Source organism: Sulfitobacter sp. 1A15299 (assembly GCF_043556915.1).
Classification (GTDB): Bacteria; Pseudomonadota; Alphaproteobacteria; order Rhodobacterales; family Rhodobacteraceae; genus Sulfitobacter.
The window spans coordinates 1-16,028 of record NZ_JBIFFJ010000026.1 but is presented as its reverse complement, the minus strand read 5'-3'; the positions used below and the strand labels follow the sequence as shown (position 1 = coordinate 16,028).

General features: G+C 61.3%; 16 protein-coding genes and 2 pseudogenes. 4 read left to right on the top strand and 14 right to left on the bottom strand.

Annotation, left to right across the window (positions count from 1 at the left end; genetic code table 11):
- Positions 1 to 114 precede the first annotated feature (114 nt).
- The 4 genes from ACGYK7_RS15995 (at position 115) to ACGYK7_RS15980 (ending at position 3,305) form a co-directional block, all read left to right on the top strand.
- Positions 115 to 438: a helix-turn-helix domain-containing protein gene (locus ACGYK7_RS15995; protein ID WP_065331960.1), complete on the top strand. Its 324-nt coding sequence runs from the start codon at positions 115 to 117 to the stop codon at positions 436 to 438.
- A complete protein-coding gene (locus ACGYK7_RS15990; RefSeq protein WP_152467448.1) occupies positions 435 to 1,346 on the top strand; it encodes an ImmA/IrrE family metallo-endopeptidase in 912 nt (303 codons plus the stop codon). Before ACGYK7_RS15995 ends, ACGYK7_RS15990 begins: the two co-directional genes overlap by 4 nt.
- A gap of 125 nt (positions 1,347 to 1,471) precedes the next feature.
- Positions 1,472 to 2,080 carry a helix-turn-helix domain-containing protein gene (locus ACGYK7_RS15985; RefSeq protein WP_238368793.1) on the top strand — a complete coding sequence of 203 codons (609 nt, stop codon included), beginning with the start codon at positions 1,472 to 1,474 and terminating at the stop codon, positions 2,078 to 2,080.
- Complete coding sequence (locus ACGYK7_RS15980) at positions 2,073 to 3,305, top strand: type II toxin-antitoxin system HipA family toxin (RefSeq protein WP_065331756.1); 1,233 nt, start codon at positions 2,073 to 2,075, stop codon at positions 3,303 to 3,305. Before ACGYK7_RS15985 ends, ACGYK7_RS15980 begins: the two co-directional genes overlap by 8 nt.
- Positions 3,306 to 3,783: 478 nt before the next feature.
- Here the strand turns inward: ACGYK7_RS15980 and ACGYK7_RS15975 are convergent, their stop codons facing one another.
- The 14 genes and pseudogenes from ACGYK7_RS15975 to ACGYK7_RS15910 form a co-directional block, all read right to left on the bottom strand.
- Positions 3,784 to 4,512, bottom strand: coding sequence for a DUF736 family protein (locus tag ACGYK7_RS15975; RefSeq protein ID WP_152467372.1), 729 nt, complete (start codon positions 4,510 to 4,512; stop codon positions 3,784 to 3,786).
- Between the two features lie 125 nt (positions 4,513 to 4,637).
- The gene (locus ACGYK7_RS15970; protein ID WP_152467373.1) at positions 4,638 to 4,940 is read right to left on the bottom strand and encodes a hypothetical protein; all 303 of its coding nucleotides are present in this window, start codon (positions 4,938 to 4,940) and stop codon (positions 4,638 to 4,640) included.
- A 100-nt stretch (positions 4,941 to 5,040) separates the two neighbouring features.
- Positions 5,041 to 5,502, bottom strand: coding sequence for a DUF6915 family protein (locus ACGYK7_RS15965; protein ID WP_152467374.1), 462 nt, complete (start codon positions 5,500 to 5,502; stop codon positions 5,041 to 5,043).
- Position 5,503: 1 nt separating this feature from the next.
- On the bottom strand, positions 5,504 to 5,890 hold the full coding sequence (locus ACGYK7_RS15960) for a DUF6878 family protein (protein ID WP_152467375.1): 387 nt from the start codon (positions 5,888 to 5,890) through the stop codon (positions 5,504 to 5,506).
- Positions 5,891 to 6,012: 122 nt separating this feature from the next.
- The gene (locus ACGYK7_RS15955; protein ID WP_394403479.1) at positions 6,013 to 10,275 is read right to left on the bottom strand and encodes a strawberry notch-like NTP hydrolase domain-containing protein; all 4,263 of its coding nucleotides are present in this window, start codon (positions 10,273 to 10,275) and stop codon (positions 6,013 to 6,015) included.
- A 103-nt stretch (positions 10,276 to 10,378) separates the two neighbouring features.
- On the bottom strand, positions 10,379 to 10,531 hold the full coding sequence (locus ACGYK7_RS15950) for a StaA (protein WP_248411066.1): 153 nt from the start codon (positions 10,529 to 10,531) through the stop codon (positions 10,379 to 10,381).
- Positions 10,521 to 10,685, bottom strand: coding sequence for a hypothetical protein (locus ACGYK7_RS15945; protein ID WP_276154505.1), 165 nt, complete (start codon positions 10,683 to 10,685; stop codon positions 10,521 to 10,523). Before ACGYK7_RS15945 ends, ACGYK7_RS15950 begins: the two co-directional genes overlap by 11 nt.
- 92 nt (positions 10,686 to 10,777) lie before the next feature.
- Positions 10,778 to 11,296, bottom strand: coding sequence for a type II toxin-antitoxin system YhaV family toxin (locus ACGYK7_RS15940; RefSeq protein WP_276154504.1), 519 nt, complete (start codon positions 11,294 to 11,296; stop codon positions 10,778 to 10,780).
- Positions 11,293 to 11,619 carry a type II toxin-antitoxin system PrlF family antitoxin gene (locus ACGYK7_RS15935; protein WP_005668772.1) on the bottom strand — a complete coding sequence of 109 codons (327 nt, stop codon included), beginning with the start codon at positions 11,617 to 11,619 and terminating at the stop codon, positions 11,293 to 11,295. The genes ACGYK7_RS15940 and ACGYK7_RS15935 overlap by 4 nt, the downstream gene beginning before the upstream one ends.
- A 126-nt stretch (positions 11,620 to 11,745) precedes the next feature.
- Positions 11,746 to 12,399, bottom strand: coding sequence for a DUF6927 domain-containing protein (locus ACGYK7_RS15930; RefSeq protein WP_276154503.1), 654 nt, complete (start codon positions 12,397 to 12,399; stop codon positions 11,746 to 11,748).
- Positions 12,400 to 12,502: 103 nt separating this feature from the next.
- Positions 12,503 to 13,096 (bottom strand): annotated as a pseudogene (locus ACGYK7_RS15925) (regulator).
- Positions 13,097 to 13,172: 76 nt separating this feature from the next.
- Complete coding sequence (locus tag ACGYK7_RS15920) at positions 13,173 to 15,155, bottom strand: ParB/RepB/Spo0J family partition protein (protein ID WP_276154502.1); 1,983 nt, start codon at positions 15,153 to 15,155, stop codon at positions 13,173 to 13,175.
- Between the two features lie 154 nt (positions 15,156 to 15,309).
- Positions 15,310 to 15,699 (bottom strand): DUF3768 domain-containing protein, encoded by a 390-nt coding sequence (locus ACGYK7_RS15915; RefSeq protein WP_238368312.1) that lies wholly within the window; start codon positions 15,697 to 15,699, stop codon positions 15,310 to 15,312.
- 150 nt (positions 15,700 to 15,849) lie between these two features.
- A pseudogene (locus tag ACGYK7_RS15910) lies at positions 15,850 to 15,954 on the bottom strand (DUF6330 family protein); the annotation flags it as partial.
- Between the last annotated feature and the right edge of the window lie 74 nt (positions 15,955 to 16,028).

Below are 16,028 nucleotides of genomic sequence, written 5' to 3'. Positions count from 1 at the left end.
TTGCAGGCATAAAAAGTATGCCTACTCCGAACATCATATATTTGTTGAAAGTCAGAAGTCAAGCACGTAAAGTACGCCTTTACCGAACAATAAGATCGACGGGGAGGCCGCCACATGACCAACAGCCTGGGAGAGAAGATTCGCCGCTTACGGAAGGAGCAAAAGCTCACGCTTGACAAACTTGCCGAGCTCACCGGCTCCAGCAAAAGCTACATATGGGAACTGGAGAACAAGAACCCGCCGCGTCCATCGGCGGAGAAGCTGGCCAAGATTGCAGAAGTACTTGGTGTCACGATTGAATACCTGCTCGATGAAAAGCAGGCGATAACCGAGGAAGACGCCGTCGATGCGCAGTTCTATCGTGAATACAAACACATGGACCCTGATACCAAAGAAAAAATCCGCGAGATGGTAAAGCTGTGGGGGAAACCCGGATGACCAAGCCGAAGTCGCCGCAACGATGGGCATACGACCTGACCATCATCCTGAACACCTTGGGTGGCGACGACCGCTTTCCGGTCAATGTTGAAGCGCTTGCCTACGATTTTTCAAAGCAGCGCTTTCCTGACGATCCGATAAGTCTTGTGCAGGGTGCCCCGCTGAAGGGATTCGAGGGCGCCTTGATGAAGGCCCCGCCTGGCGAAATGGGCTGGGGCATCTTCTACAATTCGGACACAGCATCGCCGGGGCGCATCAACTTTACCCTCGCCCACGAGTTCGGGCACTACCTCTTGCACAGGCAGGATCATCCTGACGGTATCCAGTGCAGCACCGAGGACATGGAACGCTGGGACAGCAAATATCGGCAGATCGAGAAAGAAGCGAACGAGTTCGCCGCAAATCTCCTCATGCCACTGGATGACTTCCGTGCGCAGATCGCTCCGAAGTCTCAGCCTGAACTAGAGGCCTTGGGCGCATGCGCGGACCGCTACGGCGTTTCCCTGATCGCGGCGACGCTGCGCTGGCTGCAGTACACCGAGCGCCGGGCAGTTCTTGTGAAATCTATTGATGGCTTCATTCATTGGGCGCGGTCGAGTGATCGCGCCTTGCGCACTGGCGCCTACTTCAAGACGGCTGGCCGACCGCCAATCGAGATACCGGCGACCGCGATACCGGCAACGGAAACTGAACTGGTTCGGCGAAAAGCAACGAGAGAGCATGAGTCAGGAAGCTGGTTCAAAGAGCCCTGCACCGAACATGCTCTGGTCTCCGAAGTCCACGACTTTGCGCTTTCCCTAATCCATCTTGGGGACGCGCCGTCACGCTTCGAGCCTGCCGAAGAGGCTGAAGAGGATACATACGACCGTATGGTGAGCCGCACGCCGGGTTCATCGTGGTTGGGCTAGCAATGCCCCATGGTTCGATCTATAGAAATAGATCGTTTCTAGCTTACGATATGTCAAACTAGATCACGTCTTGAAAATTCAGGCTTCATATGATACATTAAAGTAGATCAAGCGCTTTGCTTGATATGCAGGATTATATCAAAATGAGCTATGAGAGCGAGAAACTGGCGGCGACACTGAAAGCTGCCCGCGAAAAGAAGGGGCTGAGCCAGCGCGCGCTGAGCGCCCATGCAGGCGTGCCGCAGTCGCATATCTCCAAGATCGAGAGCGGCGCTGTGAACCTCACCGTCTCAAGTCTGACCGCCATCGCCAACGCCCTTGATCTGGAACTGGCGCTTGTTCCGCGCAAGGCCGCGCCTGCCGTAAGAACGATCACCCGTAGCATAAACGACGTGCCGAAGGCCACGCCGGAGGCGCGTAAAGAGATTGCCCGGCTCGCCAAGCAGCTTGAGCACATCCAGTCGCTCAAGATCGATAGTCCCGTCTTCGAAAACCTGCAGCGGCAGTTTCGCGAGATGCGACAGTTCGAGAACCTGATCCGGAATACCGACACATTGCGCAGCATACGTGAAGCGCTCAAAGCCGTGGAGAACGCGGGTGGCGTTGCCGCGCTGCAGGAAGCGTCAAAGCAGATGAACAGTTTCCGCAACGCACTCGCCCATGGCATAGCCGATGAGGAACGGACGCGCTTGCCGCGTCCTGCCTATCGCCTTGATGGAGACAACGATGAGTAATGTCTCCGTGCTGAACGTAAACCTGTATGGCGAGCCCATTGGCACGCTCACCAATCTTGGCGGCGATCGCACCATCTTTGCCTTCACCGACGAGTACATCGAAAATCCTGACAGGCCGACCCTCGGGCTCGCCTTCAAGGATGAATTCGGGGAACTCTATACGGATTTTCGGCCCTATCAGAAGCGCGTCATGCCCTTCTTCTCAAACCTTCTTCCCGAAGGCCATCTGCGCAAATACCTGGCCGAACAGGCGGGCGTGAATCCCGAACGAGAATTCTATCTGCTTTGGGCGCTTGGCCATGACCTGCCCGGCGCGATCACGATCACCCCTGCTGACGGTGAAGCCTGGCCGCCGGATGCGGCCGATGGCGCCGATGATCATGGCGATGATCAGCGAGAGAATGCTTTGCGGTTTTCGCTGGCAGGCGTTCAGCTCAAGTTTTCCGCCGTGATGGAAGCTAGTGGCGGGCTGACCATTCCCGCCTCTGGTGTCGGGGGCTCCTGGATCGTGAAGCTACCCTCGCGTGAATTCGCAGGCGTCCCTGAAAATGAATTCTCGATGATGAAGCTGGCCGGCCTTATCGGGATGAACGTCCCTGCCATCGATCTGGTCAGTATCGATGCGATCAAGAACCTGCCCGAGGGTATCGATAAGATCGGCAACCATGCCTTTGTGATCGAGCGGTTTGATCGCCTTTCCGACGGGTCGCGCGTGCATATCGAGGATTTTGCGCAGGTCTATGGGCTCTATCCCGAAGACAAATACGGCAATGGCACATTCCGCAACATCGCCCAGGTGATCGCCGCCGAAGGTAATGATGCCGACATCATCGAATATGTCCGGCGCCTGACCTTCAACATGCTGATCGGCAATGCTGATATGCACATGAAGAACTGGTCACTGATCTATCCGGACAGGCGGTATGTCTCGCTGGCACCAGCTTATGATTTTGTGGCGACTGTGCCCTACATTCCGGGTGATGCGACCAACATGAAGATCAGCCGTGCCAAGGTGTTTTCGGCATTCTCGGTTGATGAGCTAGAGCACCTTGCCGTCAAAGCATCGATCCCGAGGAAGATGGCGATCGACGCGGCCCAAGAGACGGTTCAGGCTTTTCGGGAGCATTGGGGCACAGAAGCGGCAAACCTGCCGATGAGTGATGAGGTCAGGTCTGCCGTTGAGGATCACATGAAGACAGTGCCCATCCTGGAAGAACTTTCATAGGGCAAGAGGTTCCTGACTCACTAGCAGAGCAGGGCGGAGGCGGGTGCCCTGATCTTCTGCGCCGCCGCACCCCCATCAGCAAGTGAGGGGTGACGGACGGCTCCGGCGAAGCAGGGCGATAGATGTTAGCTTGCGACGTTTGGCAGGTTCCAGAATTTCTTGGCGCTCTCGAACAAGTCGCCCGATCGTCCGCTGATCTTTGCCTCGTTCCAGCTGTCATGTTAGCAAAGGCGCTTGTTGAGATAGAGAAAGGCTGAGTTTCCAAAGATCGCTAACTGCGCTTCGCTGCCCTTGGTGCTTGCTGCAGCATCAGCCGGGGTCGCCACCGACTGCAGAATGGCGGCTCTAGGCCTACTTCGACACCTGACCTAAGCATAGTTTACTTCGCGCCATCTCCAAACCACACCAGCACAGAAAAAGGGGAACCGTGATCCCACGGCTCCCCTTTCGGTTCAGATCGTCTCACCTCGCGCGCTGTTCAGGCAACCAGCGACAGCCCCGCGCCCGCGTCTTGCGCCTGATCACCGCTGTCGATGAACGGAATGATCGAGAAAGTCTGGCCACCGCGCTGTTCTTCGTTCTGGACGGCGTTGACACGCAGGTCGCCATCGGGCGTGTTGATCAGCAGCGACAGGTAGTCATTGCCCGTGCGGCTGCTCTTGGCCATCCACGCCGAGCCAACGCGGATCGGCGTGCCCCGGGGCGAGCTGACCTCGATGCGGTAGTCAGGGTGGGTCTCCTCGGTCTTGTAGCTGTTCTCGATCAGCATGAACTCCAGATCGAACATCATATTGGCGATGTAGCCGGTGAAGGCGTTGTCAGCGTCCATGGCGGTGAGCTCGCCCGAGATCGAGCCGGATTTCATCAGGCCGTTCGAGACCAACGGGATGATCTCGAATTCGCCGCTCTGGGCCGCGCGCGCCTCTTTCGTCTGCACCGCGTTGACCCGGAACGGGCCGAGGCCCACATCGATCTGCATCGAGATATAGGGGTTTCCGCTGGTATTGCCCGTCTCGTTCCAGGCCGTGCCGATGCGGACCTTGCGGCCCGATTTGTTGACTGCTGTCACGTCGTAATCCGGGCTGCGCGTGGACATCTTGGCCCGTGCCTCAAGCTGGATGGCGATGTCAAATCGCGTCGAGTGAATCATGCCGGTGTATTCGGCGGCGGCGGTCTCGACATTGCGGGTGAGGGTTCCTGCGAACATGGGATAGTTCCTTCTTGGATTGGCCGGTGCCTGACGTTCTTGCCAGCGCATCCGGGATTGCTTTCTCGACCCCTCCTGGGATCACAAATCAGAAAGCCTGCTTTCCTTTCAGCCCCGGCCGCGGGTCAGCGCTGCCGTCCGAGTGGGAATGCCCCCGCGCCTCCGGGTGCTACGCCCCTCCCCTGCCCGTCTGGTCTTGATTGGTTGCCTGGAATTTCTGCGGCGTCCTTCGATCGCGCGACGAAGAACTCCGCCTCTTTGCCATTCAACCGGTGCCCTTCCCGGTCGGTTAGACCGATGCAGCTGCCGTTCGGCAGAAAGCTGATCAGGTACTGACCGAGCCGGTCCTTGTGCACAACGTAGCCAGTATTGACCCAATGCACGGTCTGACCGACATCGACGGCGGCCTTGATGTCTTCGAGTGTCATGCGAACCTCCTTACGAAGAATGGTGGGTAAACGCCGCAGGAAGCCCGGTCGTCCAACCGGGCTTCCGTGCACTATTCGTTTGGCAAACGGTCGAGAGCTGTCAGGCACCTTGCGTGGCTTGCGTCGCGCGCGCCGCCATCCAATCCTTCAGACCAAGAACCGTTCGCCCGGCGGCCACCTCTGATGCCCAGGCAACTCTTGGATCGCTGCAGGGCTCCACGCTGACATGCTGCTCGATATGGCCATTGGCCATCCATGGCTCGGGCTGGATCCGTCGCAGCCAGTCCGCCATGCTCGGGATGCGGCCTTGGCAGTCTTCACGAACATGCTGCTCGCCGATCCAGCGCACGGGGATCTCTCGACCAGCGCTATTGGTCAGGGTCAGACCGAAGGCACGTTCGGCTTCAAACAGGCCTTGGGCATGGTGACGCAAGGCCCGGTGCGTGAAGAGCGCGAGGTGCTCTTTCGAGGCATCGAACCAGTTATGTATGGACTGATAGTCGGACGGCACCCCGCCGAATTTTCGGGCCGAGCTTTCGGCATGATGAAGCGGATGCGCCATCTCAAAGCCCCTCGTCATAGCTGTGTGAGCATTCGACATAGCGGTCGGCGTGATCGAGTGTGATGCTGTCTGCTGCAATGTCCCAGGTCAGCGTGCCATAGCCGCCCTCGTTGTTCTCGAACCCAGGGTGATGGTGATAAGCGAGCGACCAGGCGAAATCGCCCACCTCTGTGGCAAGCACCTCCGGCAGTTTGACCTCCGCAGACTGCACGGTCACATCCTCGATATTGCCGGAGTCGCCATAGCCTTCGTATTCGGCAGTGACTTCGCTGATGCCAAGCGCACGTAGTTGCGCGATCAGCTCCGCTCGGGTCGCCTTCAGGGTGGTTTCGCGCTCGGCGCGCCACTGAGCCGCCATTGCGGCATAGTCGATCTGGGGATTGGTCATGGGTCTGTCCTCTTGTCAGAAGTTGGGGGACCAGGCGTCGCATTGGTCGGCGCGCGCCCGGAAAAGCGCAGACCGGCCAAAACCCGATCCGCGATGCCCGACCCAAAGCCCGCTTTGGCTTTTCAGGCGGCTTGGTCTGCCGTGATAGCAGGCCCCTGCCCCACGATCCGGGCCAGAATGCTGACCGTGTCGACCTCTTCCCCATGCGGCAGGAACACCCGCAGCTGGAAGGCGATGATCTCAGTGAAACACCCCATTGCCTTGAGCCCTTCGATCATGCCCTTTTCGGCACCGCCCAGCTCGAGGCGCATCTCGCCTGCGACCCGGCGACGGGTCAGGGTCAGACCCCGGCCAATATCGACCGGTGCTGTGGTGCCGAGAGCAGCGGTCAGCATCTCCTGCGGCGTTTGCGGGTTGGAGACGAGGAAGCGGGCGCGCAGCGCGGCCGCCCCTTCCTCGCTCAGCGCACGCCCGATCATCGCGGTCGCCCCGTCGGGCGTGACCCTATAGATGCGCTCATTGGTGGTCGGGATGTCCTTCCAGATCGGCAGCAAGAGCCCGGTCAGCAGGTAGAGCTTTGTCGTGGTGGTTTTCGGCAGGGACGCGGCCTCGGCATCCCAAAGCCCTGCAAACTCAGGCTTGCCGATCTCTTCCCAGGCCGAGGATGCGAACCGCACCTCTTCAAGATAGCTCGACCCGTTGGGCCGCACTACCTTGCGCATGAGGGTGACGATATCCTCGTCGTACATCTGCATGGGCCGCACCGAGATGAGCGCCGCACGCCCCGAAGCGCGATTGACCATCGGCAGCTTATCGGGATTGCGCGACGTGGCCTCTTCGGCGCCCAAGATATGGACTGGGTCGGTGACCTCAAGCCCGATGATCCGCGTCACGGCGCCAGATTTCGGGCAGGTCCAGAGATCCTCCGTGGAGACCTGCTCGATCTTTTCGCCACGCAGGGTTTCCACCCCGAGATCGAGCGTGCCCGCTGCGCGCGCCCGTTCGGTCTGATCAGCGATCCGGTTCATGAATTCGGCAAAGAGCGCGTTCTGCATGTGGATGGATAGCGCCAGCACCCTGTTCAGAAACCGCTGGATCGGCGGCAGCTCCTCGAGCAGCACCCCGTCCTTGTCGATCAGCCGCAGCGCGGTCCAGTCTGTGAAGCTCTCATAGCTCATGGCCTCGGCCCGCCCGGCGACAAGATCGGCAAAGTACCCACGCAGCGCCGCTCGCGCGATCGGGCTTTCGAGATTGTCCTCCTCGCGGAACATGCCTTGCGAGCCGGTCTCGCGCTGGCCCTTGGTCAGCGCTCCCAGCTGGTCGAGGCGTTTGGCAATCGTCGAGGTGAAGCGCTTCTCGCCATGCACATCCGAGGTGCAGACCCGGAAGAAAGGCGCGCTGACCTGGGCAGAGCGATGCGTGCGGCCCAGCCCCTGAATGGCCGCATCCGCGCGCCAGCCGGGCTCCAGCAGGTAGTGCCGCCGCCGTTTCTGGTTTTTCGCCGTTTGTGCCGCGTGATAGGACCGGCCCGTACCGCCTGCTTCGGAGAAGATAAGGATATCCTTTTCACCATCCATGAAGGCCTGGGTCTCGGAGGAATTGCTGCTTGCGCTACGCTTTTCGATGAAGAGATGACCGTCCTCGGCCTTGAGGGGCCGGATGGACCGGCCCGTGACCTCGGAGACAGCCTCGTCGCCAAAGGCCCAGAGGATCTGGTCCAGCGCCGAAGGGATCGGAGCCAGCGTCATCAACTCCATCATGGCCGCGTCACGCAGGGCGAGCGCCTCGCGCGAGACAACGAGCGCGCCATTGGCATCCCGCAAGGGCTCAGCCACCATGTTGCCGTCGATCTCGACCAGCTTTTGCGCATGGATCGGAAAGGCATGTTCCAGGTAGCCCAGAACATAGTCGCGCGGCGTCAACGCACCCTCGACGAGCTCGTCTTCCGCGTCCATCGTTTCAAGCCGACGTTTCAGCAGGCTCTCGCCGGTCGAAACCACCTGGATGACGCAAGCATTGCCCGCCGCCAGATCGTCCTCGATGGCGCGGATAATGGTCGGGGCCTTCATGCCCATCAGGAGATGGTTGAAGAAGCGCTGTTTCGTGCTTTCGAAGCGGGACTTGGCCGAGGCGCGTGCAGCCGAGGCATTGGTCTCGCCCGAGGCGTCGTTGACGCCGGTCGCTGTCAGTGCCGCCTCGAGATTGTGGTGAATGGTGCGGAAGGCGCCCGCATAGGCGTCGTAGATCTCGATCTGAGCCGGGGTCAGCGCGTGTTCGAGCACATCATATTCCACGCCATCGAAGCTGAGAGCACGTGCCGTGTAGAGACCGAGCGTCTTGAGATCGCGGGCGACCACCTCCATGGCGGCAACGCCACCGGCTTCCATCGCCGAGACGAAACCCTCGCGGCTCGGGAAGGGGTATTCGGGCCCCTGCCCCCAGAGCCCCAGCCGCGCGGCATAGGCGAGGTTGTGCACGCTCGTGGCCTCCGTGGCCGAGATGTAGAAGACGCGGGCGCGCGGGGCGGCAAGTTGCAGCCGCAGGCCTGCAAGACCCTGCTGGGAGGGTTTGATCCCCCTGCCCTGCTCGGAGCCTCCAGCGTTCTGCATGGCGTGGGCCTCGTCAAAGGCCAGCACGCCCTCGAAGCCCTCGCCCATCCAGTCGAGGATCTGGCTCAGCCGCGTGGTGCCGCATTTGCCCGCCGAGCGCAGCGTGGCGTAGGTCACGAACAGGATACCGTCGCCCATCGGAATGGGCTGGTCCGGTTTCCATTTGGAGAGTGGCTGGATGTCGGCGGGCGAGCCGCCGAGATCGGTCCAGTCGCGGATCGCGTCCTCGATAAGCGTGGCGGATTTGGAAACCCAGATCGCCTTTCTGCGCCCCGCAAGCCAGTTCACTAGGATGAGCCCGGCGCATTCGCGGCCCTTGCCGCAACCGGTGCCGTCGCCGAGGAAATACCCGAGACGGTAGGCATTTGCATCCTGGTCATCATCGGCGCGCGTCAGCTTGGTCTGGTCGTCATCGATGGTAAACCGTCCTGGCAGGTCGCGCCCATGGGCATCATGGGCCATGATGATGGTCTCGAGCTGCGCCTCGGAGAGATGTCCCTCCTCGATCAGTTTGCCGGGCAGGCGCAGTTCCGCACTGGCCGTGTCTGAGGGCACTGGCGGGGCCACAGAGGCCATGGCGATGCTTTCGACCAGCGGCGTGGGATGCTCCTGTGCCCCCGCGATCTCGATACGCTGCGGGCGGTATCGCGCATAGATTTCCGAGACGGGCCTGTTGTCGCGCGGGACATCGAAGCTCGTGAAGGTGAGCGGGATGGCAGCGTTGGCGCCGCTTTTGGAGGCAGCGACCGGCGCAGCGGCGGTCTTGCGCCGGGCAGATGATGGAACTGTCGGCCGACCATGGGGGATCGCTGCCGCCCATTGGGCGGGGCGCATCTCGGGACGGGTTGCGGCCACGGCATCGACAAAAGGAAGGGCTTCATCCAGATCGCACACAGTGGCGCGGATCATCTCGCCAGCCTCCTGCACCTTGTCGAAGACCATCAGCTGGGTTTCCACAGTTGTGCCGAGCTTGCGATAGACCTGCCCCGGCATCGTGAGCGCCAAGCGCGGCGTCAGAAGGCCGCAGGCGCGGGACCAATGCGCGGCATCGCGCTCAGATGTGAACCCCTGCGGCATGATCGCCACCATCCGCCCACCCGGTGCCAGGCGCTTGGCAGCCGCAATGAGATGTTTGGCAGCGATGTGCTTGTCTCGCGACCGATCGACCGAGGAGGCAAAGGGCGGGTTCATCACCACGACGTCGGGCAGAACCGGCGTCTGCAGAAGATCGTCGATATGCTCGCCGTCATGGCCCGTCACATCGCCGCCAAAGACCGCGCGCAAAAGGCCCTGGCGAAAGGGGTCGATCTCGTTGAGCAGAAGCGTGGCACCAGCCCGTTCCGCGAAAGCAGCGAGAGCGCCGGTGCCAGCCGAGGGCTCCAGAACGGTCTCGCCCTTGCGAATGGCTGCCGCCCGCACGGCCATTGCCGCGAAAGGCAACGGCGTGGAAAACTGCTGCAGCCTGATCTGCTGCTCTGACCGGCGGGTTTCCGTCAGCAGCCGAGAGGCAACGAGCTTTGCGGTAGCGATATCACCTGCTGCGTTGTCCCCACGCAGCAGCATCTGGATGGCCGCGGCCTGCATCAGGTCATATGCCATGCGCCAGTCCCAGGCACCGCTGGCATCGCTGCCAAGAAACGTCTCGCGCATGATGCGCGCGAGCGCCGAGCTGCGCAGGGGCTGGTGGTCGATCTCCGCGCCGATTTGCGCCAGCGCAGAGGCGAGATCAGCGTCGGAGATTGAAGAAGTCGGGTTCGCCGGATTGGGCTTGGTCATGGGGATTTTCCTTTGGATCAGGGTCTGAGTTCCAAAGGACAAAAAGCCCGCTTTCGCTTTTCAGGGTGAAGGAGGTCAGACCGCGCTGACCTCCAAGGCTTGGTCAGGACTTGGGTTCGACCTCCCGTTTCGCATCAATCAATGCCTGTGCGGCCTGCATCACCTGAACTTGAGATGTTCCCGTGCATTCCTCCTCCAGCGCGGCCTGCACCTTCGCGCGAAACCACGCGTCATACGAATTGACATCAACCGCCACGGAAATGCTCCTCGAGCCCGATATCCAGCAGCTTGCCGAGGTGATCGGGCATGTCTGCAACTTGCACAGCAATTGGGAAACGGTGCCCCGTCAGGTCAGGCGCGCATTGCTCCTCTAGCCCGAGGTGCTGCCTATCCTTTTCCGCCTCAATCATTGTGCTTTCTCCGACCCTATTATCAGCCGAGCTACATCTTCCAGCGGGCGTCGTAAACGATAATGCCAAAGGGTCACAGCAAGCTGGCCCACTTACCGATCGGGCACCGCTTCAAGGGAAGTTTCGAACCGCTTGCCCGCCGCTGCAGCTTCTTTCAAGAGCGCGTCGAAATTGTCAGGTGGATTGCCATCTTCCAACATCCCTTTGAACGTCGCATAGGCATCCGTCTTGCTGCCGTAGGCGCGCAGGGTCTTGTCGTCGTTCACCCAGGCCACCACGATGACCTTCGCATCGCTGTTGAACCGATAGAACAGCCGATACTGCTGGAAGAATTTCGCCCGGAACCAGTGCTTGCGGTGATCGCCGAGTGTGCCGCCTTGCCGGAAGGCCGCGGCACCCGGATCTGCCGGTATGGCTTCGGTGACCAGCTTGAAGATGGCGGCCAGCCGTTTCGTCGGGTTTTTCTTGCGCCAGGTCTTAGGATCACGTGCTTTACGCGCCTCGACCTCTTCAGTCAGCCCTTCGAGCTGATCCAGAAAGAGCGGATGCGCATAAATCGACCATCCGTTTACGACAAGGGGCGATTGGGCGGGCACGCTATCGCCGCTCATTCATCCTCGAGCGATAGCGGCGCATCGAGATCGACGTCAACGTCTCCGACCAGTGCTGCAAGACGGTCATGCAAAGCCCCATCGAACGCCCGAATGCGGTCCGGATGCGCCTTGATATCGGCCTCGACAAAATCGAGAAAGGCTCCGAGCACGGGATCTTCCTCGTCGCTGCGCACGGGCTCGATATAGACCCTGCCACTCGGCTCGGTGCAGTAACGAATCTGGTCGCCCTTGCCCAGCTTGAGCTGTTTGCGCACACCCGCCGGCACGGTCGTCTGATACCGATCCGTGAGTTTCGAGACATCTTGTGCGAGCGCTGTCATGGCAGTCTCCTGAAAGAAAGGGGGTATTTGCTACCTGCGATGGGTAATGCATTTGCATTGCCTTGTCAAGACAAGCCGCAGCATCTGCTGTCGCCGGGCAGGCCGATGAACCGTCCGGCGCAGGACCTAATCTCGCCCAGCCAGGAACTCCGCCAGCACCGGGCTAGCCGCACCTTTCGCGGAGCTGAGCAGCTCCGAGCCCGCAAGCGAGGCCTTTGACAGGCGTACGAGCCCACCAGTTTCCTCGATGCGGTAGCAGCGGCGTTTTTGCCGCCCGCGCCTGTAGTGGGTCGCGATGACAATCTGGCAGGTACTGCCATCGGAGAGCGTCACAGGTGCTGCGAGCTTGATCTTGTCGCCTTCCTCGTAGTCCGGGATCGACGCCCAGTCCCGGCAGCGCTGACGCCAGTCCTGGGCGTAGCTGTCCGGGTCTTTCAGGTCGGAGAGGAGCTCGATCAGCCCAAGGGGAGCACGAGACTCGTTCGGGCCAGCGCTTTCCTCCATGTCCTTGTAGCCCCAGAAGCCGTCATCGTATCGGGTGAGGAAGACAGCGCCAAAAGTGATCGACCCGTCCGCATCGGTCACATAGGTCGTGTCTTCGACAGGGGTGCCGTCGAGATTGATGACCTTTGCCGCCGCGTACCAAGTCGAACCCACCTTGCAGGCTTTGACCAGTTCAGTTTTGCGCGTGTCGCCCTCGAAGGTGCACAGCCGAGCAATCTCCGCTTTCTCATCCGCGTAGGATTTGACGCGGCCGTCGGTGTAGAAAAGCCATCCCATTTCAGTGTCCTTTCTCTCGTTGGGGAAAATTGTTGTCGCCAATGTCCCGATAGGGCCGCAGGCCCGGCAGGGTATTGGCGATGCTTGCTTGAGAAAGGGCGCGTTATGCCGCCCTCCGGTCATCGATTTCCATCAGCGCATCGAGTGGCACGCGATAGGGCTGCATGGCGTCGAAATCCTCGCAATTGCCGCAGTTCTGCACGATCGCGAAGGTGTCGCAGGCATCCTAGAGAATGACCCGGAAGGTGCCGCCGAGGCCCGAGGGCACCTCGTAGGTCCCGCCGATGAGATAGTCCGAAGCCCGGCGCACGAAGACGCGGATGCTGTGGCCATCGGTGGCGAGCCGGATGGCCCCCCGCCCCCGGTCGATGAGCACCTGCACGTCATCCAGGATGTCGGTGTAGAACTGGCCGGTCAGATCGCGAAACGCCATGCGGCGCTGCGCCATCCAGTCGGTGTCCCGAAACGGGTTCATGCCTTCGGCGAAGGCGAAGGACGGATCGGCCTGTTCGGTGGTGACGATGCGGGTGGTCGTGCCATCGATGCCGTTTGAGCGCAGATGCACACCATTGCCGACGATGAGGATCAGGGCGGGCCTGTCCACGGGTCCGTTCCAGTTGGGCAGGAAGGTTTTGCAGGCGCGCGCATGGGCGATTTGCGCCGCGACAGCGGACGCAGAGAACTTGAGAATAGCCATGGGGATGTCTTTCTGTTCGGTTTGGAAGGGTCGACCCGCGCGGGTGGCATGATCCACGCGCGGGTCGCGTGAGGACTCAGGCCGCTTGCGGGACCTCGCTGTCAGGCTCCGGGGTTTCCGCAGCGGGCTCCGCCTCATCAGAGGCGACACCGTTGGTCTGCATCATCGGCGGGCACCAGGCGGCCACGGCAGCGCGCTGCGCGTCCGTCAGCGTGGCGAAGGGTTCGGCGAAGAGCTTGTCGCAGAAGGCGACGATCTCCTTCTTGCTCGACGAGGCCAGCGTCACCGCCTCCTGGGCGAGACCCAGATCCTCGCCGAGGATCTTCAGGAGCCAAGCCTTCTTGAAGCGGTTGAAGAGCGCCGCATTCGGCGTCCAGTGGGCGCGGATGTCGGGCATGATCTCGATCTCGAACGCATGCATCAGGCTGTCGCGCTGGCGGTCTCGCGCGAAGCAGGACTGCGTGGTGCTGGCCGTGGCATAGGCCACGAGCTTGGCCTTCTCGCCGGCCTCCAGCGCGCGAAACGCCGCGAACTGATCGGCGGGCGCGCGGGCGTCATCGAGCCAGGAGAGATCAAGTGCATCATGCGCCGCCGCCACCTGCTCGAGCGAGGTCTCGTCGATCTCGTCCATCTTGGCATGGCTGCGGTATTCCTTGCGGGCATCGATCTTGATCGCCTGCGTGACACTCATGCCGCTGGCCAGAACGTCACTGACCAGCTTGAAGAGCGTCAGATCGAGCGTGGCTTCCGGATGCAGCGCCATCGCGGCCCCAAGCGCCATGGCTCGCTCGGTCTTGAGGTCCTCAGCCAGTGAGGCTGGATAGGTGATTTCGTCCGGGTCCGGGGCCTCCTCCCCGGTCGGGCTAGCCGAGGAGCCGCGCGCGCCCTCCTCTTTGACGGTGTCCTCGGGGCGGACGAGACCAACATGGAGCGTGATCTGCCCACCCTGCCACGACGCGATTACCCCAGACCGCGCTAGGTCCTCGGCGCTGTAGGCCTCCTGCAGATCGCGCGCTTCCTCTTCCAAGGCGTCCACGCGCTCGTAAAGCGCGTTGTAGGCACCGTCCTCGAGCCCCTCATCCTCCATCTCGAGCTGCAGTTTCTCGAGTTCGGCGGTGATCTCATCGATGCGCTTTTGCGCAGCCTCATCAGGCTCGATCGGGCCGGGATAGACGCGGCCGTAGTCGGCCATGGTCGCGTAATCATAGCGGACCATCGCATCGGCCCAGGCAAAGCCCAGCTTTATGCGGGCCTCTTCGGCAGCGGCACCGAGCTTTTCGAGCAGGATGGTCTCGACCAGCGCCGCATCCTCGAGCACGGAATGCTCTTCCAGAAGGTCAGCCGCGACTGCGCCGCCACGCGCCTCGTAGTCCGCGCGCACGAAAGCCCCGATATCATCGCTGACCTGCACCCCGCGGGATTTGAGCGCCTGACGGACGGAGTAGGCCTGCAGGTAGCTGTCTTCCTTGGTGAGTGCCTCGTAGACCTCCTTCTGCACCTCCTGGCTGGGATGCTCGGCAAAGGCCTTCATCGTATCGAGCGTGATCGTCTTGGCCCGGGCCACGGCGCGGATGTCAGCGTGGATCAGACCGTAGCGCAACCGGCCTTTCACAGCGGCGACGGTCGTGCCGAATGTCTTTGCGATCGTCTCGGGCGTCTGGCCGTCGACCTCCATCATACGGGCGAAAGCCTCGAACTCGTCGATGGCATTCATCGGCGCCTGGGTAATGTTCTCGGCGAGCGACAGCGCCGTGGTGGCGTCGCTCTCCTCAGGGACAAGGCGGCAGTCGACCTTGGTTTTCGCCGTGAACCCCTTGCTGGCCTTGTCAGCGATCAGCTCCTTAAGCGCGGCATGGCGCCGGCCACCGGCGAGGACAGCATATTTGCCGTCAAGCTTCTGGACCAAGAGCGGCTGGAGTAGGCCCAGCACAGCGATGCTGGCCTTCAGATGAGCGATGTTCTCAGGATCATAGGTTTCCGGCGCGTTGCTGCGCACATTGGCGGGGTGAGCTGTCAGATCGCCGATGGCGACGGAGACGGGTTTGAAACTTGCGGTCATGGGATATCCTTTTCGATGGGTAGGATGCGGTCCGCGCGCTCGCGCGCGGCCAATCCCCGGCTTCAGGGATCACCACGACAAAAGGCCCACTCTCCCTTTGAAGGGTCAGTGGGCCTTCCGTGTCGGAGGTGTAGGACTTAAGGCTCCCCCCGCCCTACCAGTCGCGCGCCAGCATGATGGTCAGCACGCGCGTGGTAGTAGCGGGATTGTCCGGGGCCTCGGCACCGTAGCGGAAATCAGAATCCGCTTCATAGAGATCGATTTTCCAGAACACGGTCTCGCCCCGGATCTCGACCGCCCCGAAATCGTGCCAGCCTTCCGGGTCATTCTCGGGCTCGAACGTGGCAAACTCACCGGTGGCCTTCACCGCCTCGGCCATGAAGCCGTCACCGACCTCCATGAGCGAGCGGGTGACATGCATCCGGCCTTGGACGGGCTGCGCGGGCGGCACTCCAAGGCACGCGAGCTTGCGGAACGCGTCGTTCTGCGCGGCGATGACGCTCGGATCCGGGCATTCTGTATGGGGCTGTGCAGTGATGGTCATAGGGCTCTCCTTTGAGAAGTTGAAACACCCTTCCCAAAGCCTGCTTTTTCTTTTCCGCGGGGCGGAGGAACCGAAGCAGAAGGCGCCCTACCCGAACAGCCCCTTGGGTCTGTAATTCGGGTTGGGGATGGTTTCGATCCAGCCGCCCTAGTCCTTGATGCTCTCAAGTGCCGCCGAGAGCGGATAAGCGCCCTCAGACGCGCTCCACCAATAGGCACCGCGTTTGAAGGTGATGATCTTGCGACGGCCGTCTTTGAGTTCGCGCCGGTCCGCGAAACGGCAAACTGTCCGGGGGACAGTTTGAGGCAAGAACGGGCGGAGCCCGGCCA